Origin of the sequence: Salmonella sp. NW1250, from assembly GCF_051812965.1 — a bacterium.
Classification (GTDB): Bacteria; Pseudomonadota; Gammaproteobacteria; order Enterobacterales; family Enterobacteriaceae; genus Salmonella; species Salmonella enterica.
This window is the reverse complement of sequence record NZ_JAMNDD010000002.1, coordinates 179,566-200,014: the sequence shown is the minus strand read 5'-3', so window position 1 is coordinate 200,014 and position 20,449 is coordinate 179,566. Positions and strand designations below refer to the sequence as shown.

Genomic DNA, 20,449 nt, shown 5'->3' with positions numbered 1-20,449 from the left:
CCAGAATTCACTAAAAACCTTGATTTTTATAGTCAAACCTCCGTATCTTGCGCCCCAATCTTTCCGGCCTTATATCGTTAATGGTAGCCTTCGCGCCCGGAAATTCGTTATGACGTTTTTTTAATAGATTAATGGTCCAAATTTATCCATGTAAGAAGCGGATTATTGCATTTGAGATCGGGATCACTGATAGATTCATCACTTAAATGTATCTTTCCGCCCGAAAATTATTACGGCGAAAAATTATATAAAAAGCGTCCCTAAGCAGATTTCATTTTACGATCAGGTCTTTTTTCATTGGATTAGACCAGCAACCTGATTTTTAGCATCCTCCAGGAGAAATAGATGGAAACCACTCAGACCAGCACGATTGCTTCGATTGACTCTCGAAGCGCATGGCGCAAAACGGATACCATGTGGATGCTGGGCCTTTACGGCACGGCTATCGGCGCGGGCGTTCTGTTCCTGCCGATCAACGCAGGCGTCGGCGGCATGATTCCGCTCATCATCATGGCGATTCTCGCTTTCCCGATGACCTTTTTCGCACACCGTGGTTTAACCCGCTTCGTGCTGTCCGGTAAAAATCCGGGTGAAGACATCACTGAAGTCGTTGAAGAACACTTCGGTATCGGCGCAGGTAAACTGATTACCCTGCTCTACTTCTTCGCGATTTACCCCATCCTGCTGGTTTACAGCGTGGCGATTACTAATACCGTGGAAAGCTTCCTGACCCACCAGTTAGCGATTAATCCGCCGCCGCGGGCGATTCTTTCCCTGATCCTGATTGTTGGCATGATGACCATCGTGCGCTTCGGCGAGCAAATGATCGTTAAGGCGATGAGTATCCTGGTATTCCCGTTCGTCGCTGCGCTGATGCTGCTGGCCTTGTACCTGATCCCGCAGTGGAACGGCGCGGCGCTGGAAACGCTGTCCTTTGATTCCGCCGCGTCTACCGGTAACGGTCTGTGGATGACGCTGTGGCTGGCGATTCCGGTGATGGTTTTCTCTTTCAACCACTCCCCGATCATCTCCTCCTTCGCGGTTGCGAAGCGTGAAGAGTACGGTGAAGGCGCAGAGAAGAAATGTTCTAAAATTCTGGCCTTCGCCCACATCATGATGGTGCTGACCGTAATGTTCTTCGTCTTCAGCTGCGTGCTGAGCCTGACGCCGGCAGATCTGGCGGCGGCAAAAGAGCAGAACATCTCTATTCTGTCTTACCTGGCGAACCACTTTAACGCGCCGATCATCGCCTGGATGGCGCCGATCATTGCGATGATTGCTATCACCAAATCCTTCCTCGGCCACTACCTGGGCGCGCGTGAAGGCTTTAACGGGATGGTGATTAAATCGCTGCGTGGTAAAGGTAAATCCATCGAAATCAACAAACTGAATAAAATTACCGCGCTGTTCATGCTGGTCACCACCTGGATTGTGGCGACGCTGAACCCCAGCATCCTGGGCATGATTGAAACCCTGGGGGGCCCGATCATCGCGATGATTCTGTTCCTGATGCCGATGTATGCCATCCAGAAAGTACCGGCAATGCGTAAGTACAGCGGTCATATCAGCAACGTATTCGTTGTGATTATGGGCCTGATTGCCATCTCCGCTATTTTCTACTCACTGTTCAGCTAAGTCCTTTAGCGCCGCTTACTGCGGCGCTTCTCTATGATACAACCGCAATGGATGCCCTATGATTAGCGTATTCGATATTTTTAAAATCGGCATTGGCCCTTCCAGTTCTCACACCGTCGGACCAATGAAAGCAGGCAAGCAGTTCACGGACGATCTGATTGCCCGCCATATCCTTACAGATGTCACCCGCGTCGTGGTGGATGTCTACGGCTCTCTGTCATTGACGGGTAAAGGCCACCACACTGATATCGCCATTATTATGGGCCTGGCGGGGAATCTGCCGGACACCGTCGATATCGACGCCATTCCGTCCTTTATCCAGGATGTGAACACCCATGGGCGTTTACTACTGGCTAATGGGCAGCATGAAGTCGAATTTCCGGTCGATAAGTGCATGAATTTCCACGCCGACAACCTGTCTCTGCATGAAAACGGGATGCGTATTACCGCGCTGGCGGGCGATAAGGTGCTCTACAGCCAAACCTACTACTCCATTGGCGGCGGCTTTATCGTCGATGAAGAGCACTTTGGTTTGACGAATAGCGAACCTGTTAACGTGCCGTACCCTTACAAAACCGCCGCGGATTTACAGCGCCACTGCCAGGAGACGGGTCTGTCGCTCTCCGGTCTGATGATGCAAAACGAACTGGCTCTGCACAGTAAAGAAGCGCTGGAGCAGCACTTCGCCAGGGTCTGGGAGGTAATGCGCAGCGGTATTGAGCGCGGTATCACCACCGAGGGCGTATTGCCGGGCAAACTGCGCGTTCCGCGTCGCGCGGCGGCGCTGCGTCGGGTGCTGGTCAGTCAGGATAAGACCACCACCGATCCGATGGCGGTCGTCGACTGGATCAATATGTTCGCGCTGGCGGTGAACGAAGAGAATGCCGCAGGCGGACGAGTAGTCACTGCGCCGACTAACGGCGCATGTGGTATTGTTCCGGCGGTGCTGGCGTACTATGACAAGTTTATCCGCGAAGTAAATGCTAACTCACTTGCTCGCTATATGCTGGTCGCCAGCGCGATTGGCTCGCTGTATAAGATGAACGCCTCTATTTCCGGCGCCGAAGTGGGTTGTCAGGGAGAGGTCGGCGTGGCCTGTTCCATGGCGGCAGCGGGTCTGGCCGAGCTGCTGGGCGGTAGTCCGGCGCAGGTGTGTATCGCCGCAGAAATCGCCATGGAGCATAATCTGGGGTTAACTTGCGATCCGGTTGCCGGTCAGGTACAGGTTCCCTGCATTGAGCGTAACGCGATTGCTTCAGTCAAAGCGGTCAACGCCGCGCGTATGGCGCTGCGCCGTACCAGCGAACCGCGCGTATGCCTCGATAAAGTGATTGAGACCATGTACGAAACCGGTAAAGACATGAACGCTAAGTACCGCGAAACTTCGCGCGGCGGCCTGGCGATGAAGATCGTTACCTGCGATTAATTCTCAGCACATTTTAGGATCTGTAGGCCGGATAAGGCGCTCGCCGCCATCCGGCTTTTGTTGCCTGATGGCGCTTCGCTTATCAGGCCTACGGATAGCGCTATTTCGCAATGCTCGCCTCCCCCCGCCGTGAATGTTACCCTACGCGCAGGTTTGTAAGGGAGAACACCGTGGCTGCTCATCTGCTTATCGTCGACGCGCTCAATTTGATTCGCCGTATTCACGCCGTTCAGGGATCGCCCTGTGTGGAAACCTGCCAACACGCGCTCGATCAATTGATTATCCACAGCCAGCCAACCCATGCCGTAGCGGTATTTGATGACGACGCGCGCAGCAGCGGCTGGCGTCATCAGCGTTTGCCGGACTACAAAGCAGGACGTCCGCCGATGCCTGACGATTTACATAATGAAATGCCCGCCCTACGCGCCGCGTTTGAACAGCGCGGCGTACGCTGTTGGGCATCAGACGGTAACGAAGCGGACGATCTGGCGGCGACGCTGGCGCTAAAAGTTACCGAAGCCGGGCACCAGGCAACCATTGTGTCAACCGATAAAGGCTATTGCCAGTTGCTCTCTCCGGGATTGCGCATTCGCGACTACTTCCAGAAACGCTGGCTGGACGCGCCGTTTATTGAAAAAGAGTTTGGCGTACTCCCCCGGCAGTTGCCGGATTACTGGGGTCTGGCAGGAATCAGCAGTTCGAAAGTCCCCGGCGTTGCCGGTATCGGCCCCAAAAGCGCGACCCAGCTATTGATTCAGTTTCAAAATCTGGAGGGAATTTACGCCCATCTGGACGAGGTGCCGGAAAAGTGGCGCAAAAAGCTTGAGACGCATAAAGAAATGGCATTTCTCTGCCGCGATATTGCACGTCTGCAAACCGATTTACATATCGACGGAAACTTACAGCAGCTACGGCTGGCGCGGTAGTTTTGTTGCCGGATGGCGGCGTGAACGCCTTATCCGGCCTACAGGACTGCACGAAATGTAGAGCGGATAAGCGCAGCGCCATCCGGCAAAATTACCAGGCGATATGATACAGTTCGACAATGTCCGCCAGACTCGCTTCACGCGGATTGCCGCCCGTACAGACATCATCGAATGCCGCCTGCGCCAGCGCCGGGATATCCTCTTTTCGAACGCCAACATCACGCAAATGCAGCGGAATTCCCACATCGCGATTTAGCGTAAATACGGCTTCCACTGCGGCATTACGCGCCTCTTCAAGACTCAATCCTTCTACCTTCACCCCCATCGCCCGGGCGATATCACGGAATTTCTCGTTGGTAGACCCGGCATTAAAACGCATCACATGCGGAAGCAAAATAGCATTCGCGACGCCATGCGGCGTGTTGTAAAACGCGCCCAGCGGATGCGCCATCCCATGCACCAGCCCCAGCCCCACATTGGAAAACCCCATCCCGGCAACGTATTGCCCCAGCGCCATCGCCTCACCGGCCTCTTTTTCTCCGGCTACGGCGCCGCGCAGCGCGCCAGCAATAATCTCAATGGCTTTGATATGTAATGCATCCGTCAGCGCCCATGCGGCCCGGGTAATATAGCCTTCAATAGCATGGGTTAGCGCATCCACGCCCGTTGCCGCTTTCAGCGCGGGCGGCATACCGTCCATCATATCGGCATCGATAAATGCCGCCTGCGGAATATCATGCGGATCGACACAAACGAATTTGCGCCGTTTCTCTTCATCGGTAATCACATAATTGATAGTGACTTCCGCCGCGGTTCCCGCCGTTGTCGGGATCGCCATAATCGGCACGCTGGGTTTACGGGTCGGCGATAGCCCTTCCAGACTGCGCACATCGGCAAATTCCGGATTGTTACTGATAATACCGATCGCTTTGCAGGTATCCTGCGGAGAACCGCCGCCAATGGCGATGAGATAGTCCGCGCCGCTTTGGGTAAAGACCTTAAGCCCTTCCTGGACAACGGAAATCGTAGGATTAGGGATCACGCCCGCATAGATCTCCCACGCCAGCCCTGCGGCATCCATTCTGCTTGTCACTTTATCGACCACACCGCATTGCACCAGCGTTTTATCGGTAACAATCAGCGCTTTATGATAACCGCGGCGCGTCACCTCATCGGTTAATGCGTCCACCGCTCCCCGGCCAAACCATGCCGTTTCATTCAGAATCATTCTGTTCGCCATCGCCTGTCTCCTGACATCACTCTTCAATACGTAATCCGTAAGTTTTAAATTTCTCCAGTACGATAGCGATCGCCTCGTCATCCAGTACCGGTACCGGATCGACAATGGCCAGCGTACTTAAATAGAGCTGCGCCAGCACTTCCACTTCATGCGCCAGCCACAACGCTTTGTCTAAATTTTCTTCACAAGCGATAAGCCCGTGATGCTGTAACAGCGTCGCTTTACGATTTTTAAGCGCCACGGCAACATGGTCAGAAAGTTCGCGGGTGCCAAAAGTGGCGTAGGGCGCGCAGGGAATAGAGTTTCCTCCTGCGGCGGCAATCATGTAGTGAATCGCCGGAATCGGGCGATTCAGGATCGAGACTGCCGTACAATGGACAGCGTGGTTATGTACCACGGCATTGGCGTCAGGGCGCGTCTGGTATGCCGCCATATGAAAACGCCACTCGCTGGAAGGCAGCTTGCCCTGCTCATGCTGACCGTCAGCATCAATAAAGACAATGTGCGACTCTGTCAGCTTCTCGTAGGGGATCCCCGTCGGCGTAATCAGCAATCCGCCCTGATAACGTACGCTCACGTTACCTGCCGTCCCCTGATTTAACCCTAACCGCGTCATTTCCAGACAGGTATCAATAATCTGCCGCGCCAGTCTATTTCGTTCCATTATTTACCTCTCTCTGTGATTCAAAATGAGACAACAAAACCGCCTTTCGCATCGCGCTGCTGTCCTGTTGAAATAATCGAATAGTTAGCAACTATCATCATACTGAATAAAGAGAAGGGAATTTAAATAACGATATTTTGTGATTCACATCAATTAATTCGCCACGATAAACCAGACGACTACCGTTTCTCTCGCCGATAAATGCCCGCTCTTAATAATATTTTTTAAAACGGGCAAAAATGAAGAATAAGTTACTACTGCCCGTTTTCGTGGCAATAATTTAATTCGGGCATTCAGTCTGTGGTTTTTTAAATTAAACATCTCAAACGGTCATTTTTTTATGAAAATTAAAGTGATGATAATCACAGAATGCTCTGCTCTCAGGTATAAATGTGACCGCCATCATATTAAAAGGCCTTTTTTATTTGAAAATGAATCCATGAGTTCATTCCGGACGCCAATTTATTACCGGTAAGAAAAGCGAACTCACCTAATTTTACGGTCTGGTGACCAGAACCGACCGCACGCAAAAGCTTCTGAACCGATGAGGATGCTATGGGAAACACAACAATACAAACGCAGAGTTTTCGTGCTGTGGATGCAGAGCAAAGCAAGAGCAAGCGCTACATTATTCCATTCGCCTTACTTTGCTCGCTATTTTTTCTGTGGGCCGTCGCCAATAATCTGAATGACATTTTATTACCGCAGTTTCAACAAGCTTTTACGCTAACTAACTTTCAGGCTGGGCTTATTCAGTCAGCCTTTTATTTCGGTTATTTCGTCATTCCAATTCCTGCTGGGATTTTGATGAAAAAACTCAGTTATAAAGCAGGGATTATCACCGGGCTTTTTTTATATGCTGTTGGCGCCGCATTATTCTGGCCTGCCGCCGAGATAATGAATTACACATTATTTTTAATTGGCCTGTTTATCATCGCCGCCGGTTTAGGCTGCCTTGAAACTGCAGCCAACCCTTTTGTTACGGTATTAGGTCCAGAAAGCGGCGGACATTTCCGGCTTAATCTGGCGCAAACTTTTAACTCCTTTGGCGCTATTATCGCCGTTGTGTTTGGGCAAAGCCTTATTTTGTCTAACGTGCCGCATCAATCGCAAGAAGCGCTTGATAAAATGACGCCGGATCAGCTTAGCGCCTATAAACACAGCCTGGTGTTATCGGTACAAACGCCATACATGATTATCGTCGCCATCGTATTAGTAGTTGCGCTGCTGATTATGCTGACCAAATTTCCGGCCCTGCAAAGTGACGATCATAGCGATGCGAAACAAAGCTCTTTCTTATCTTCTCTCTCCCGACTCATCCGTATCCGCCACTGGCGCTGGGCGGTGCTGGCGCAGTTCTGCTACGTGGGGGCGCAAACCGCCTGCTGGAGCTATCTGATCCGCTACGCCATTGAGGAGATCCCTGGAATGACACCCGGTTTCGCCGCCAATTACCTGACCGGCACGATGGTGTGCTTCTTTATCGGCCGTTTCACCGGGACCTGGCTTATCAGCCGCTTCGCGCCGCATAAAGTGCTGGCCGCCTACGCCCTGTTTGCCATGCTCCTGTGTCTGATTTCCGCCTTTAGCGGCGGACATATCGGCCTGCTGGCGCTGACGTTGTGTAGCGCATTTATGTCAATCCAGTACCCGACCATCTTCTCGCTGGGTATCAAAAATCTGGGACAGGACACTAAGTACGGCTCGTCTTTTATCGTCATGACCATCATTGGCGGCGGTATTGTCACGCCAGTAATGGGCTTCGTTAGCGACGCCGCAGGCAAAATCCCGACCGCCGAACTGGTTCCGGCATTGTGCTTTGCCGTCATCTTCATTTTTGCCCGTTTCCGTTCACAAGCGGCGACAAACTGAACATTTATCCGAATAACGTGAGGAATCTGTCATGAAAAAAATCAGCTTACCGAAAATCGGTATCCGCCCGGTGATTGATGGACGTCGTATGGGCGTACGCGAGTCGCTCGAAGAGCAAACCATGAACATGGCGAAAGCGACGGCGGCGCTCATCACCGAGAAAATCCGCCACGCCTGTGGGGCACAGGTGGAGTGCGTCATTGCGGATACCTGTATTGCCGGAATGGCGGAATCCGCCGCCTGTGAAGAAAAATTCAGTAGCCAGAACGTGGGCGTGACCATTACCGTTACGCCGTGCTGGTGCTATGGCAGCGAAACCATTGATATGGACCCGATGCGTCCGAAAGCCATCTGGGGCTTTAACGGCACAGAGCGTCCTGGGGCGGTTTACCTTGCCGCGGCGCTGGCGGCGCACAGCCAGAAAGGCATTCCGGCGTTCTCCATTTATGGCCATGATGTGCAGGATGCCGACGATACCTCCATTCCCGCCGATGTCGAAGAAAAACTGCTGCGTTTTACGCGGGCAGGGTTAGCGGTAGCCAGCATGAAAGGCAAAAGCTACCTCTCCGTCGGCGGCGTGTCGATGGGGATCGCGGGTTCCATTGTCGATCATAACTTCTTTGAATCCTGGCTGGGCATGAAGGTGCAAGCGGTAGATATGACCGAACTGCGCCGCCGTATCGATCAAAAAATTTATGATGAGGCCGAACTGGAGATGGCGCTGGCGTGGGCGGATAAAAACTTCCGCTACGGCGAAGATCAGAACGCCTCGCAGTATAAGCGCAATGAAGCCCAGAACCGCGCGGTGCTAAAAGAGAGCCTGCTGATGGCGATGTGTATTCGCGACATGATGCAGGGCAACAAGACGCTGGCGGACAAAGGGTTAGTTGAAGAATCGCTGGGCTACAACGCCATTGCCGCCGGCTTCCAGGGCCAGCGCCACTGGACCGATCAATACCCGAACGGCGATACCGCCGAAGCGCTGCTCAATAGCTCTTTTGACTGGAATGGCGTACGCGAACCGTTTGTCGTCGCCACCGAAAATGACAGTCTGAACGGCGTAGCGATGCTGTTCGGCCATCAACTCACTGGTACAGCGCAGATATTCGCCGACGTGCGAACCTACTGGTCGCCGGAAGCCGTAGAACGCGTCACCGGCCAGGCGCTCAGCGGCCTGGCGGAACACGGCATTATTCACCTGATTAATTCCGGTTCTGCCGCTCTGGACGGTGCCTGTAAACAGCGCGACAGCGAAGGCAAGCCGACCATGAAACCACACTGGGAAATCAGCCAACAAGAGGCGGATGCGTGTCTGGCGGCCACCGAATGGTGCCCGGCGATTCACGAATACTTCCGCGGCGGCGGCTACTCATCCCGTTTCCTGACCGAAGGCGGCGTGCCATTCACCATGACCCGCGTGAATATCATTAAAGGCCTGGGACCAGTACTGCAAATCGCCGAGGGCTGGAGCGTCGAACTGCCGAAAGCGATGCACGATCAGCTTGATGCCCGCACCAACTCTACCTGGCCTACTACCTGGTTTGCGCCGCGTCTTACCGGCAAAGGCCCGTTTACCGATGTCTATTCGGTGATGGCGAACTGGGGCGCTAACCACGGCGTACTCACCATCGGTCATGTAGGGGCGGACTTTATTACTCTCGCCGCGATGCTGCGTATCCCGGTATGTATGCACAACGTGGAGGAGGCGAAGATCTACCGTCCTTCCGCCTGGGCAGCTCACGGTATGGATATCGAAGGCCAGGATTATCGCGCCTGCCAGAATTATGGCCCGCTGTATAAACGTTAATGCGGCTTAGCCCGGTGGCGCAGGCTTACCGGGCCTACGGGCGCGTGAACCGTAGGCCGGATAAGCGTAGCGCCATCGGGCGGCGTTTATGGAGTTATCTATGAAACAAGACGTTATCCTGGTTCTCGACTGCGGTGCGACAAACGTTCGGGCGATCGCCGTTGATCGCCAGGGGAAAATTGTCGCCCGCGCCTCAACCGCTAACGCCAGCGACATTGCCGCAGAAAATAGCGCCTGGCATCAGTGGTCGCTGGACGCCATCCTGCAACGTTTCGCCGACTGCTGCAGGTCACTCTCCAGCGCCCTGTCGGAGTGTGTTGTTCGCGGTATTACGGTGACTACGTTCGGCGTCGATGGCGCGCTGGTCGATGCGCAGGGTAAGCTGCTCTACCCGGTCATCAGTTGGAAATGCCCGCGAACCGCTGCCGTGATGGAAACGATTGAGCGCTTTATCTCGCCCCGGCAATTGCAGACGCTCTCCGGCGTCGGCGCGTTCAGCTTTAACACGCTGTATAAACTGGTCTGGCTTAAAGAGAATCATCCGCGCCTGCTGGAACAAGCTCACTGCTGGCTGTTTATCTCGTCGCTGATTAACCACCGTCTGACCGGCGAGTTTACGACCGATATCACTATGGCAGGCACCAGCCAGCTCCTGGATATCCATCAGCGCGACTTTAGTCCGGAAATCCTGCAGGCGACGGGCCTGGCGCGCCGCCTGTTCCCGCGTATCGTGGAAGCGGGCGCCCCGATAGGCACGCTACAGACAGACGCGGCCAGGCTACTCGGTCTCCCGGCGGGTGTGCCAGTGATCTCTGCCGGACACGATACTCAGTTCGCGTTATTCGGCGCTGGCGCGCAGCAAGGTGAACCGGTGCTCTCCTCCGGAACATGGGAGATTCTGATGGTGCGCAGCGGTCAGGTGGATACCTCGCTGCTCAGTCAGTATCCGGGCTCGACCTGTGAACTGGACAGTCAGTCGGGGCTTTATAACCCCGGAATGCAGTGGCTGGCCTCCGGTGTACTCGAATGGGTACGAAAACTGCTGTGGACGCCGGAAACGCCATGGCAAACGCTGATCGACGAAGCGCGCGCTATTCCCGCTGGCGCGGAAGGCGTACGGATGCAGTGCGATCTGCTCGCCTGCCAAAATGCAGGCTGGCAGGGCGTGACGCTCAATACCACCCGCGGCCATTTCTATCGCGCCGCGCTGGAAGGCCTGACGGCGCAACTTCAGCGTAATCTGCGCACGCTGGAGAAAATCGGCCATTTTAACGCCACAGAACTGTTACTGGTTGGCGGCGGCAGTCGCAACGCTTTATGGAATCAAATTAAAGCGAATCAGCTTGATATCCCTATCAAGGTGCTGGACGACGCGGAAACCACCGTGGCCGGCGCTGCCATGTTTGGCTGGTACGGCGTAGGCGAATTTAGTAGCCCGGAACAGGCGCGCGCGCAGGTCAATTATCAGTATCGCTATTTCTGGCCGCAAACCGAACCTGAAATTATTAAGGGAGTATGAAATGCTAAAAACCATTTCACCGTTAATTTCCCCGACACTGCTCAAAGTGCTGGCCGAGATGGGCCACGGGGACGAAATCATTTTTTCCGACGCTCACTTTCCCGCGCATAGCCTGGGCCCGCAGGTGATTCGCGCCGATGGTCTTAGCGTCAGCGATCTACTGCGGGCAATTATTCCGCTCTTTGAGCTGGATAGCTACGCCCCGCCGCTGGTGATGATGGCCGCCGTGGAAGGCGACACGCTCGATCCCAGCGTTGAAGCGCGCTATCGCGATGCCTTGTCATTAGAAGCGCCGTGCCCGGATATCGTTCGTATCGACCGCTATGCGTTTTATGAGCGGGCGCAAAAAGCGTTTGCGATCGTTATCACAGGTGAGTGCGCGAAGTACGGAAATATTCTTTTAAAAAAAGGGGTAACGCCGTAATCTCTTGCCGGTACGCCCGCATGACGCGGGCGTTCATCGAATGATGGGGTGAGAAAAATGAAAGCGGCACGCCAACAAGCGATAGTCGATCTGCTGATCAATCATAAAAGTCTGACCACCGAAGCGCTGGCCACCCGGCTTAACGTCAGTAAAGAGACCATCCGCCGCGATCTCAGTGAACTACAGACGCAGGGAAAAGTGCTGCGTAATCACGGACGAGCTAAATATATTCATCGTGAAAATCAGGACAGCGGCGATCCATTCCATATCCGCCTGAAAAGCCATTATGCGCATAAAGCCGATATTGCCCGTGAAGCGTTAGCGTGGATAGAAGAAGGAATGACGATTGCGCTGGATGCCAGTTCAACCTGCTGGTATCTGGCCCGCCAGTTGCCGGATATTCCCATTCAGGTTTTTACCAATAGCCATCCTATCTGTCAGGAACTGGGAAAACGCGAACGCATTGCGCTGATAAGTTCCGGCGGCCAGCTTGAACGTAAATATGGCTGTTACGTTAATCCGTCGCTTATCTCACAGCTAAAATCGCTTGATATCGATCTGTTCATCTTTTCCTGCGAGGGGATCGACAGCGGCGGCGATCTGTGGGACTCCAATGCGATCAACGCCGATTTTAAATCTATCCTGCTCAGACGCGCCTCGCAGTCTTTATTATTGATTGATAAAAGTAAATTTAATCGTTCAGGAGAGGCGCGCATCGGCCATCTGGATGACGTGACGCATATTGTTTCAGATGCGCCGCAGTCATAGGCCGGATAGGCGTGCGCCATCCGGCGCTGATGACGCGCCGGATGACGGCAGCGCGTTTTTATCGCTCGTCGCGACGTCCGCCAACAGCCGCCCACAACCGACGCACGTGCACCGTCACTTCTTCGCGATCGTGATAAAGCTGACGTGCCTGGATCTGCGCATTAACGCCATGCTCATCCAACTGCGCCTGAAGATACGCCAGATTATGCGACACCTCTTCATAGCGTTTTTTCATCGGCAGTTTAAGGTTAAAAATCGTCTCCCGACACCAGCCGTTCACCAGCCACTGCGCCATTAACGCGGTGACTTTGGCCGGCTTCTCCACCATATCGCAGACCATCCATGAAATATTATTCCGGTTCGGACGGTACCTGAAGCCATCCTCACGCAACCAGGTCACCTGTCCGGTGTCCATCAGGCTTTGCGCCATCGGGCCGTTATCTACGGAGTAGACCCACATATTGCGCTTCACTAACTGGTACGTCCATCCGCCGGGACAGGCGCCCAAATCCACCGCATACATGCCGTTCGCCAGACGTTCATCCCACTCATCTTCCGGGATGAAAACGTGGAGCGCCTCTTCCAGTTTCAGCGTTGAGCGGCTCGGCGCATCAGACGGAAACTTCAAACGCGGGATGCCCATATAAAACGGTGAATTGTTATGCGCGAACGAATAACCGGTATAGCAGCATCCTGGCGCGATAAAAAAGACATGAACGACCGGACGCTTCGGCGTTTCATAATTCGTCAATACGCCCGCATCACGCAAAGCCGCGCGCAGCGGCACCGTAAATTTGCGGCAGAACTTCATCAGTTCTTTACTTTCATTGGTGTCGGCGACTTCAACTCGCAGCTCGCCGCCCTTTTCCACTACGCCCTGCAACATGCCGACAACCGGCGTAATTCTGTCTTCCGGCGGTAAATGTTGCAGCAGTTCACCCACCACAAACCACTGGCGGGCGAAAATCAGCGAACTGAACGGCAGTTCTGAAATCAGCTTTTCGCCATCTTCCGGCTGGTAGCATTCATAAATGACATAGCCTGCGTTCTCTTTTACGCGTGCAAAACCAAATATTTCCCGTTTTCCCGCTTTATCGGTAATTTCTGCAGCGCACTCTTTTTCAAACCCCGGACGGCAGAGCAATACAACTTTATTCATGGCTCGCGCCCTTACGTTTCATACGAATGGCGCCAATCAGCAATAGCGCCCAGCCCACCAGGAAACTGACGCCGCCGACAGGCGTGATATACGCCCACAGGCGCAGATGCGAAAGCGCAAGGCAGTACAGACTGCCGCTAAACAGCACCGTGCCCAGCGCCAGAAAAACGCTGCTCCAGTAAAACCAGATGCTGATACGGCGCTGCATCGCCACCGCCAGGCCAAAGATCGCCAGCGTATGGAACGCCTGATATTGCAGGCCGGTCTGAATCCAGCCCATTTCAACCACGCCCAGGGTTTTACTCAAAACATGCGCCCCGAACGCGCCCAGAGCAACGTAAATAAAACCGCTGATAGCGGCGACAATCAGCATAAAACGGCTGGTCATGGTCATACCCTAAGTTAATTATTGTTCGTAACGAAAACGGAATTTTTCTTGCTCCGTCGCCGCCTTCGCCAAAATCCACTGACGGAAGGCGGCTATTTTACCCAGTTCTGCCTGGCTGTCATGACAAACCAGATAAAAAGCATTCTTACTCACCAGAACATCGTTAAATGGACACACCAGTCGCCCGGCTTCAATTTCCGACTGCGCCATAACATTATTCGCCAGCGCGATCCCCTGTCCGTGAATAGCGGCCTGTAGCACCATCGCGCTGTGGCTAAATATCGGCCCTTGCTGAACGTTAATATGGTTGAGCCCTAACTGACGAGTATAGGCCTGCCAGTCACGCCGGGAGGCGTCGTGCAATAGCGTGTGTTTCGCCAGATCTTCCGGCGTTTTTAACGGTTTTTCGCCTGTGAGTAATAAAGGAGAACAGACGGGCAGTAAATATTCTGCGTATAATTTTTCGACGCGCAAGCCCGGCCAGTTTCCCCGGCCATAAAAAATCGCGACATCGACATCGTCTGCCAGTTTATCTTCCTGACGGTCAACGGCTTGTATCCGAACGTCAATTCCCGGATAAGCTGAGTTAAAGCTGGAGAGCCTGGGCACCAGCCACTGGATGGCAAAACTGGGCGGTAAACTCACCGTCAGCGCCCCTTTGGCACTGCGCGCCTGGAGCTTACGCGTTGCTTCCGTGAGCTGGGAAAATATCTCTTTAATGTCGAGAAAATAGCTTTGGCCTTCTTCCGTCAGCAGCAGCGAACGATTGCGGCGGCGGAACAGTTTTAGCCCCAAAAAATCCTCAAGTGACTTAATTTGGTGGCTTACTGCGGCCTGCGTCACAAAAAGTTCTTCCGCTGCTCGCGTAAAGCTCAAATGGCGCGCGGCAGCATCAAAAACGCGTAACGCATTTAAAGGAGGTAATCGTTTTGACATGGCCTCTGGACTTAATGTCGAATGAATTTAACAAATGGGTAACAATATGTAACCTATTAGTTTTTTTAATCTGAGACATTATAAATTGTCCGTTGAGGTTCTACCAGCAAATACCTATAGTGGCGGCACTTCCTGAGCCGGAACGAAAAGTTTTATCGGAATGCGTGTTCTGATGGGCTTTTGGCTTACGGTTGTGATGTTGTGTTGTTGTGTTTGCAATTGGTCTGCGATTCAGACCACGGTAGCGAGACTACCCTTTTTCACTTCCTGTACATTTACCCTGTCTGTCCATAGTGATTAATGTAGCACCGCCATATTGCGGTGCTTTTTTTTGTATAACAAACGGTTAGTTTTCCAGAGCCACCATCTCTTTCACGTCAGTACGATTGATCTGCTGTTTGTTGCCATTAGCGTCTTTATACGAAATCATACCGGTATCGTTATCGGTCTGGGGTTTACCGTCGGTCACAATGCTACGTCCATCATTGGTGTGCATAACGTAATTAGGACCGGAACAGGCGCTCAGGGCAAAAGTCAGCATACATGCAGAGATAATTGCGGCAGTCTTTTTCATCTTCTTCTCCTTAAAGCTGTTTGTGCTATTTAAAGCGGACTCCGTAACAGGCTTAAACATTCGCCTAACATTATTCAGCATAACCTCCTTTACATAATTCGCCAGGATATACAGACGATTCCGATGGTTAGGACAAACCTTGTATCAGCCGCGCTTTTACGCCACGATCGGTAAACTGAACCGAGGAATATCATGAACGCTTTTAATCCCACGCAGTTTCGCGCGCAGTTTCCCGCGCTAGCCGATGCGGGTGTTTATCTCGATAGCGCCGCCACGGCATTAAAGCCACAGGCAGTCATTGACGCCACGCACCAGTTTTATTATTTGAGCGCCGGTAATGTTCATCGTAGCCAGTTTGCGCAGGCGCAGCGCCTGACGGCGCAATATGAAGCGGCCAGAGCAAAAGCAGCGCGACTGTTAAACGCACCCGATGAAAAAAGTATCGTCTGGACACGCGGCACCACCGAAGCGATCAACATGGTGGCGCAGTGTTACGCCCGTCCTCGTCTGCGCCCCGGCGATGAAATTATCGTTAGCGTCGCCGAGCATCACGCCAACCTTGTGCCCTGGCTGATGGTGGCGCAACAAACCGGCGCGCAGGTCATAAAACTGCCGCTTAATGACCGGCGTCTTCCTGATGTTGAGCGTCTGCCGGAACTGATCACGTCGCGCAGCCGGATTCTGGCGCTGGGGCAAATGTCGAACGTAACGGGCGGCTGTCCGGATCTCGCAAGCGCTATCAGCGCCGCTCACGCAGCGGGAATGGTCGTGATGGTAGATGGCGCGCAAGGCGCGGTACACTTCCCGGCGGATGTCCAGCAGCTTGATATCGATTTTTATGCTTTTTCCGCTCACAAACTGTATGGCCCGACCGGTATCGGCGTGCTGTACGGTAAGCCGGAGCTTCTTGAGGCGATGTCGCCCTGGCTCGGCGGCGGCAAGATGATCCGTGACGTTAGCTTTGAAGGCTTCACCACTCAAAGCGCTCCCTGGAAGCTGGAAGCGGGGACGCCGAACGTCGCCGGGGTCATCGGCCTGAGCGCTGCGCTGGAATGGCTGTCCGATATCGATATTGAACAGGCCGAAAACTGGAGCCGCGGGCTGGCGACGCTGGCGGAAGACGCACTGGCGAAACGTCCGGGCTTTCGTTCGTTCCGCTGCCAGGACTCCAGCCTGCTGGCCTTTGATTTTGTCGGCGTGCACCACGGCGATATGGTGACACTGCTGGCGGAATACGGTATTGCGCTCCGGGCCGGGCAACATTGCGCCCAGCCATTGCTGGCGGAACTTGGCGTCACAGGGACTCTGCGCGCCTCTTTTGCGCCGTATAATACCCAACATGATGTGGATGCGTTGGTTAACGCCGTTGACCGCGCGCTGGAACTGCTGGTGGATTAATGACAAACCCTCTTTATACCGGACACCCGTTCGGCACAACGGTAACGGAAGAGACGTTACGCGCTATCTTTCTCCCGCTGACCCAGTGGGAGGATAAATATCGTCAGTTGATTCTGTTAGGAAAACAGCTCCCCGCTCTGCCGGATGAATGCAAAGCGCAGGCGAAAGAGATAGCCGGCTGCGAGAACCGCGTCTGGCTGGGCTTTACCCGATCAGATAACGGAACGATGCACTTTTTCGGCGACAGTGAGGGGCGGATTGTCCGCGGCCTGCTGGCGGTATTGCTCACCGCGGTGGAAGGAAAAAACGCCGCCGAACTACAGGCTCGTTCACCGCTGGCGCTATTTGATGAGCTGGGTTTACGCGCCCAGCTTAGCGCCTCACGTAGTCAGGGGCTGAACGCGCTGAGCGAAGCGATTGTTGCCGCAACGCATAAGGGTTGAAATAGCGTAAATATTCTGTCGCCTGACAGCGCCGTCCGCGGCGGTCAGGCGATGCAGATAAAATAATCCAGTCACTTTATTAGTTTCGGCGTCAGATTTCCCTGATAAGCATTCTTTTGATTTTTATCAGCTATCACAATGAAATTACAATGTTAGAATCCATGTTAAAACGGCGTGAAGATTTTAGAGTAAATAAAGCCACTCGATGTAGCGTAGCAGGAGAACTGGAAAATTCATACGCATCGGGTGAAGTTATAACAGGATATGGATAAGTGGAAAAATATCTGCGTAGCGGTACCATGTTTGTGGTACTGGCATTTATATTATGGGGGTTAACACCTTTATATTATCAATATTTATCAGGGGGGAACCTCGCACAAATATTGATATACCGGGTGTTCTGGTCAATTCCATTATTACTGGCAGTAAGATTGTTATTTCGGCAGCGAACGCGATTTCATGATGCCTGGAAAGATAAAAAATCTTTTTTCTTCTGCATGATCGCCGGACTTTTGATGATTGTCTCATGGTCATCTTTTATTTATGCGCTAACCCATCATCTGGTACTTGATGCCAGCCTCGGCTATTTTATCAACCCGCTATTTGTTATTGCACTGGGATGCATTTTCCTTAAAGAAAAACTGTCGTTGTTTCAGGCCATCGCCGTTTTTTCCGGTGTCTGTGGCCTGACTTTTCAAATTATCATGCTTCGGCATTTCCCGGCGCTGGCGCTAACCATGGGATTATCATTTGCGCTATATGGCCTGGCGCGAAAGTTTATACATTATGATGTGATGACATCGATAACGATTGAAACATTATGGGCATTGCCTGTCTCACTATTAATTTTTCTCTTTAGCGATACTGGACCAATTATATCCGCTAATACTCCTTTCTTTTTGTATGTTATGACGGCGCCAGTGACAATCATTCCACTGGTATTATTTGCCATCGCGTTAAATCACACCTCGTTGATTGTCACCGGACTGGCGCAATATATAGAGCCGTCTTTACAGTTCTTACTTGCCATTATGATATTTGGCGAGCACATTAATTACGCGGAACTGCTCTGCTTTTGTGCAGTATGGTTCGGGTTGTTTCTATGCATATCTGAAAATTTATATTCCCATTATCTCCGCGCCCGTCTGAAACCGGTGTTCGGCAGGGTACAGCGCTTCTTTCGCTAACAAAGGGCGCAGGGCCGGATACGCGTCTGCGTGACACTCCGCCCCGTCCTTTTATTCTTGTCGCGCCGCTTTAGCCATGATCTTCTTCAGCGCATGGGAAACGGCGACAAAACCGAACGTTGCCGTCACCATCGTCGCCGCGCCGAAGCCAGAGGCGCAATCCATCCGTTTTGGCCCTTCTGCGGTAGCTTTCATCGCGCATACGGAACCGTCCGCCTGTGGGTAAACCAGCGCTTCAGTGGAAAAAACGCAGTCCACGCCCAGCTTACCTTTACTGTTCTTCACTACGCCAAAATTATGTTTCAATCTCTCACGCAGTTTTGCCGCCAGCGGATCCTGGATGGTTTTCGCCAAATCAGCGACCTGGATTTGCGTCGGATCGATCTGCCCGCCCGCGCCGCCAGTGGTCACTAAAGGAACCTTATATCGGCGACAGTACGCAATCAGCGCGGCTTTTGGACGAACGCTGTCAATGGCGTCAATGACATAGGTAAAACCCGCGTTCATATAACCCGCCACGTTATCCGGCGTGATGAAATCATCGATAACCGTTACCCGGCACTCCGGGTTAATTTGCCGAATCCGTTCGGCCATCACTTCCGCTTTCGCCAACCCGACGTTATCACGCAACGCATGGATCTGGCGGTTCGTATTGGTCACGCAGACATCGTCCATATCAATCAGCGTAATCGCGCCGATGCCCGTACGCGCCAGCGCCTCTGCCGCCCATGATCCCACCCCGCCGATTCCTACGACGCAGATATGCGCCTCAGCAAACCGCTGCAGCGCTTTTTCACCGTACAGACGCGCGGTGCCGCCAAAGCGTTGGCGCCAGGCATCACTTATCACCACTGACATATGACCTCAGAATAAAAAAAGGTGAGGTTATTCCTCACCCCTGCTCACTATTTTCAGGCCCGATAGCGATCGCGTTATCGGGCAATCCGGTTGTCGCAGAATACCACAATCAGCCGCTAAACACGTTACCGGCGCCCGGCGCGCTTTTTAACACCCAGACGCGACCATAGTGATTATACCATCCGGCACGATGCCCGGCATCCGGGCCAATTCCCTGGTAAATATCAAAGTGCTGGCCTTTAATCGCTCCGCCGACATCCAGCGCGACCATCAAACGTAGCTCATACTGACCGCTAAATTTACCGTTGTTATCCAGCAACGGTACTTCCGCCAACAAGGTCGTGCCAGGCGGAATGATGCTGCGGTCGGAGGCGACGGATGCTCGCCCAATCAGCGGTACAGCGCTGGCGCCTTTGACCGGCGCAAAAGATTGCGGCTTAAAGAAGACGAACGACGGGTTCTGCTCCAGTAATTCACGCACTTCCGCTTCGCTGTGCTTCTCTCCCCATTCGCGTATAGCCTGCATCGACATATCTTCTTTTTTCACTTCACCGCGATCGATAAGCACTTTACCAATACTGCGATAAGGCCAGCCGTTTTTACCGGCATAACTAAAGAAGTTCAGCGGACTACCATCACCGAAATCAATATAACCGCTGCCCTGGACATCCATAATAAAGTTATCCATCAGCGAATTACTCCAGGCCAGGATGTACTTATCGCTCAGCGCGCCTGCGTAGATCTGGGCGCGGGACGGTAAGCGTCCGCGTTTTGGCGGCATACTATAGATAGGGTACTGGAACGCGCCCTGGCGCGTATGGCGAGCCTGAACGACGGGCGTATAGTAGCCCGTGAACTGGACGTTACCGTAGTTGTCGGTGCCTTCCATCTGCCAGGCATCAATACCAAACTGGCGCATAGTGCGCGTATCGCCTCCGGAACGTAACCAGTTCTGGACAGCGTTATAGACGTTGCTTTGATTGGTGTATAAACGCGGCGACGCGGAACGGATCTGGTTGACCTGCTCGGCAAAGTCACCAGCATTAATCGGCGCGCCCACCGCGTCCGGCTGGTTTACCAGGGAGAAGGGCTGGGTAAATTTCCCGTCCTTATATTGCTGACCGCGATCGGTCGGTTTTGATGAACAGGCAGCCAGCATTGCCAGCATTACGCCTGTCGCCACATATTTTGCCCAACGTCCTTTCATGGTGTCTCGTCTTCTGCG

General features: G+C 53.1%; 19 protein-coding genes. 11 read left to right on the top strand and 8 right to left on the bottom strand.

The genetic code is table 11. The features are described 5' to 3' along the window. The first annotated feature begins 345 nt into the window (after positions 1–345). From sdaC to xni, 3 genes are all read left to right on the top strand, one after another. Positions 346–1,635, top strand: a complete 1,290-nt coding sequence (gene sdaC / locus NBA72_RS04225; protein WP_000450462.1) for an HAAAP family serine/threonine permease SdaC — start codon at positions 346–348, stop codon at positions 1,633–1,635. Between the two features lie 58 nt (positions 1,636–1,693). Next, on the top strand, positions 1,694–3,061 hold the full coding sequence (sdaB, locus tag NBA72_RS04220) for an L-serine ammonia-lyase II (RefSeq protein WP_000626384.1): 1,368 nt from the start codon (positions 1,694–1,696) through the stop codon (positions 3,059–3,061). Positions 3,062–3,231: 170 nt separating this feature from the next. Continuing rightward, positions 3,232–3,987, top strand: coding sequence for a flap endonuclease Xni (xni, locus tag NBA72_RS04215; protein WP_001519360.1), 756 nt, complete (start codon positions 3,232–3,234; stop codon positions 3,985–3,987). Between the two features lie 91 nt (positions 3,988–4,078). Here the strand turns inward: xni and fucO are convergent, their stop codons facing one another. Continuing rightward, on the bottom strand, positions 4,079–5,227 hold the full coding sequence (gene fucO / locus NBA72_RS04210; RefSeq protein WP_000013564.1) for a lactaldehyde reductase: 1,149 nt from the start codon (positions 5,225–5,227) through the stop codon (positions 4,079–4,081). 16 nt (positions 5,228–5,243) lie between these two features. After that, entirely contained in the window at positions 5,244–5,891 is a 648-nt protein-coding gene (gene fucA, locus NBA72_RS04205) for an L-fuculose-phosphate aldolase (RefSeq protein ID WP_000440819.1), read from the bottom strand. A 555-nt stretch (positions 5,892–6,446) separates the two neighbouring features. On the opposite strand from fucA, the gene fucP reads away from it, so the two are divergent. From fucP to fucR, 5 genes are all read left to right on the top strand, one after another. After that, the gene (gene fucP, locus NBA72_RS04200; RefSeq protein WP_000528622.1) at positions 6,447–7,763 is read left to right on the top strand and encodes an L-fucose:H+ symporter permease; all 1,317 of its coding nucleotides are present in this window, start codon (positions 6,447–6,449) and stop codon (positions 7,761–7,763) included. A gap of 31 nt (positions 7,764–7,794) precedes the next feature. Further along, positions 7,795–9,570, top strand: coding sequence for an L-fucose isomerase (fucI, locus tag NBA72_RS04195; RefSeq protein ID WP_042948840.1), 1,776 nt, complete (start codon positions 7,795–7,797; stop codon positions 9,568–9,570). 100 nt (positions 9,571–9,670) lie between these two features. Further along, positions 9,671–11,089 (top strand): L-fuculokinase, encoded by a 1,419-nt coding sequence (gene fucK, locus NBA72_RS04190; protein ID WP_042948839.1) that lies wholly within the window; start codon positions 9,671–9,673, stop codon positions 11,087–11,089. Position 11,090: 1 nt separating this feature from the next. After that, entirely contained in the window at positions 11,091–11,513 is a 423-nt protein-coding gene (gene fucU, locus NBA72_RS04185; protein ID WP_000920848.1) for an L-fucose mutarotase, read from the top strand. A 57-nt stretch (positions 11,514–11,570) separates the two neighbouring features. Continuing rightward, positions 11,571–12,281 carry an L-fucose operon activator gene (gene fucR / locus NBA72_RS04180; protein ID WP_000642331.1) on the top strand — a complete coding sequence of 237 codons (711 nt, stop codon included), beginning with the start codon at positions 11,571–11,573 and terminating at the stop codon, positions 12,279–12,281. A 58-nt stretch (positions 12,282–12,339) separates the two neighbouring features. Here fucR and rlmM read toward each other — a convergent pair whose 3' ends face one another. The 4 genes from rlmM to NBA72_RS04160 all read right to left on the bottom strand — a co-directional run bounded on the left by rlmM (position 12,340) and on the right by NBA72_RS04160 (position 15,338). Then, positions 12,340–13,440, bottom strand: coding sequence for a 23S rRNA (cytidine(2498)-2'-O)-methyltransferase RlmM (gene rlmM / locus NBA72_RS04175; protein WP_001045499.1), 1,101 nt, complete (start codon positions 13,438–13,440; stop codon positions 12,340–12,342). Continuing rightward, on the bottom strand, positions 13,433–13,828 hold the full coding sequence (locus NBA72_RS04170; RefSeq protein WP_000203913.1) for a DUF423 domain-containing protein: 396 nt from the start codon (positions 13,826–13,828) through the stop codon (positions 13,433–13,435). The genes rlmM and NBA72_RS04170 overlap by 8 nt, the downstream gene beginning before the upstream one ends. A gap of 18 nt (positions 13,829–13,846) precedes the next feature. Then, positions 13,847–14,764 (bottom strand): glycine cleavage system transcriptional regulator GcvA, encoded by a 918-nt coding sequence (gene gcvA, locus NBA72_RS04165; protein ID WP_000044409.1) that lies wholly within the window; start codon positions 14,762–14,764, stop codon positions 13,847–13,849. Between the two features lie 346 nt (positions 14,765–15,110). Next, positions 15,111–15,338, bottom strand: coding sequence for a YgdI/YgdR family lipoprotein (locus NBA72_RS04160; protein ID WP_000750393.1), 228 nt, complete (start codon positions 15,336–15,338; stop codon positions 15,111–15,113). Positions 15,339–15,530: 192 nt separating this feature from the next. Here NBA72_RS04160 and csdA point away from each other — a divergent pair, with 192 nt between their 5' ends. The 3 genes from csdA to rarD all read left to right on the top strand — a co-directional run bounded on the left by csdA (position 15,531) and on the right by rarD (position 18,366). Continuing rightward, on the top strand, positions 15,531–16,736 hold the full coding sequence (gene csdA / locus NBA72_RS04155; RefSeq protein ID WP_000991068.1) for a cysteine desulfurase CsdA: 1,206 nt from the start codon (positions 15,531–15,533) through the stop codon (positions 16,734–16,736). Next, a complete protein-coding gene (gene csdE, locus NBA72_RS04150) occupies positions 16,736–17,179 on the top strand; it encodes a cysteine desulfurase sulfur acceptor subunit CsdE (protein WP_000184198.1) in 444 nt (147 codons plus the stop codon). The genes csdA and csdE overlap by 1 nt, the downstream gene beginning before the upstream one ends. Positions 17,180–17,478: 299 nt before the next feature. Then, on the top strand, positions 17,479–18,366 hold the full coding sequence (gene rarD / locus NBA72_RS04145) for an EamA family transporter RarD (RefSeq protein WP_014343890.1): 888 nt from the start codon (positions 17,479–17,481) through the stop codon (positions 18,364–18,366). Positions 18,367–18,417: 51 nt separating this feature from the next. On the opposite strand, the gene tcdA is transcribed toward rarD, so the two are convergent. Together tcdA and mltA are read right to left on the bottom strand one after the other, a co-directional pair. Next, positions 18,418–19,224 carry a tRNA cyclic N6-threonylcarbamoyladenosine(37) synthase TcdA gene (gene tcdA, locus NBA72_RS04140; RefSeq protein ID WP_000117748.1) on the bottom strand — a complete coding sequence of 269 codons (807 nt, stop codon included), beginning with the start codon at positions 19,222–19,224 and terminating at the stop codon, positions 18,418–18,420. Positions 19,225–19,333: 109 nt separating this feature from the next. Then, complete coding sequence (mltA, locus tag NBA72_RS04135; RefSeq protein ID WP_000678626.1) at positions 19,334–20,431, bottom strand: murein transglycosylase A; 1,098 nt, start codon at positions 20,429–20,431, stop codon at positions 19,334–19,336. Between the last annotated feature and the right edge of the window lie 18 nt (positions 20,432–20,449).

Excerpts from the sequence above, each read along its gene's own strand:
- fucU (WP_000920848.1), top strand. The coding sequence starts at position 11,091 with ATGCTAAAAACCATTTCACCGTTAATTTCCCCGACACTGCTCAAAGTG.
- rlmM (WP_001045499.1), bottom strand. The coding sequence starts at position 13,440 with ATGAATAAAGTTGTATTGCTCTGCCGTCCGGGGTTTGAAAAAGAGTGC.
- fucA (WP_000440819.1), bottom strand. The coding sequence starts at position 5,891 with ATGGAACGAAATAGACTGGCGCGGCAGATTATTGATACCTGTCTGGAA.
- fucR (WP_000642331.1), top strand. The coding sequence starts at position 11,571 with ATGAAAGCGGCACGCCAACAAGCGATAGTCGATCTGCTGATCAATCAT.
- gcvA (WP_000044409.1), bottom strand. The coding sequence starts at position 14,764 with ATGTCAAAACGATTACCTCCTTTAAATGCGTTACGCGTTTTTGATGCT.
- sdaC (WP_000450462.1), top strand. The coding sequence starts at position 346 with ATGGAAACCACTCAGACCAGCACGATTGCTTCGATTGACTCTCGAAGC.
- rarD (WP_014343890.1), top strand. The coding sequence starts at position 17,479 with ATGTTTGTGGTACTGGCATTTATATTATGGGGGTTAACACCTTTATAT.
- csdE (WP_000184198.1), top strand. The coding sequence starts at position 16,736 with ATGACAAACCCTCTTTATACCGGACACCCGTTCGGCACAACGGTAACG.
- sdaB (WP_000626384.1), top strand. The coding sequence starts at position 1,694 with ATGATTAGCGTATTCGATATTTTTAAAATCGGCATTGGCCCTTCCAGT.
- NBA72_RS04160 (WP_000750393.1), bottom strand. The coding sequence starts at position 15,338 with ATGAAAAAGACTGCCGCAATTATCTCTGCATGTATGCTGACTTTTGCC.
- mltA (WP_000678626.1), bottom strand. The coding sequence starts at position 20,431 with ATGAAAGGACGTTGGGCAAAATATGTGGCGACAGGCGTAATGCTGGCA.
- tcdA (WP_000117748.1), bottom strand. The coding sequence starts at position 19,224 with ATGTCAGTGGTGATAAGTGATGCCTGGCGCCAACGCTTTGGCGGCACC.
- fucP (WP_000528622.1), top strand. The coding sequence starts at position 6,447 with ATGGGAAACACAACAATACAAACGCAGAGTTTTCGTGCTGTGGATGCA.
- fucO (WP_000013564.1), bottom strand. The coding sequence starts at position 5,227 with ATGGCGAACAGAATGATTCTGAATGAAACGGCATGGTTTGGCCGGGGA.
- fucK (WP_042948839.1), top strand. The coding sequence starts at position 9,671 with ATGAAACAAGACGTTATCCTGGTTCTCGACTGCGGTGCGACAAACGTT.
- NBA72_RS04170 (WP_000203913.1), bottom strand. The coding sequence starts at position 13,828 with ATGACCAGCCGTTTTATGCTGATTGTCGCCGCTATCAGCGGTTTTATT.
- fucI (WP_042948840.1), top strand. The coding sequence starts at position 7,795 with ATGAAAAAAATCAGCTTACCGAAAATCGGTATCCGCCCGGTGATTGAT.
- csdA (WP_000991068.1), top strand. The coding sequence starts at position 15,531 with ATGAACGCTTTTAATCCCACGCAGTTTCGCGCGCAGTTTCCCGCGCTA.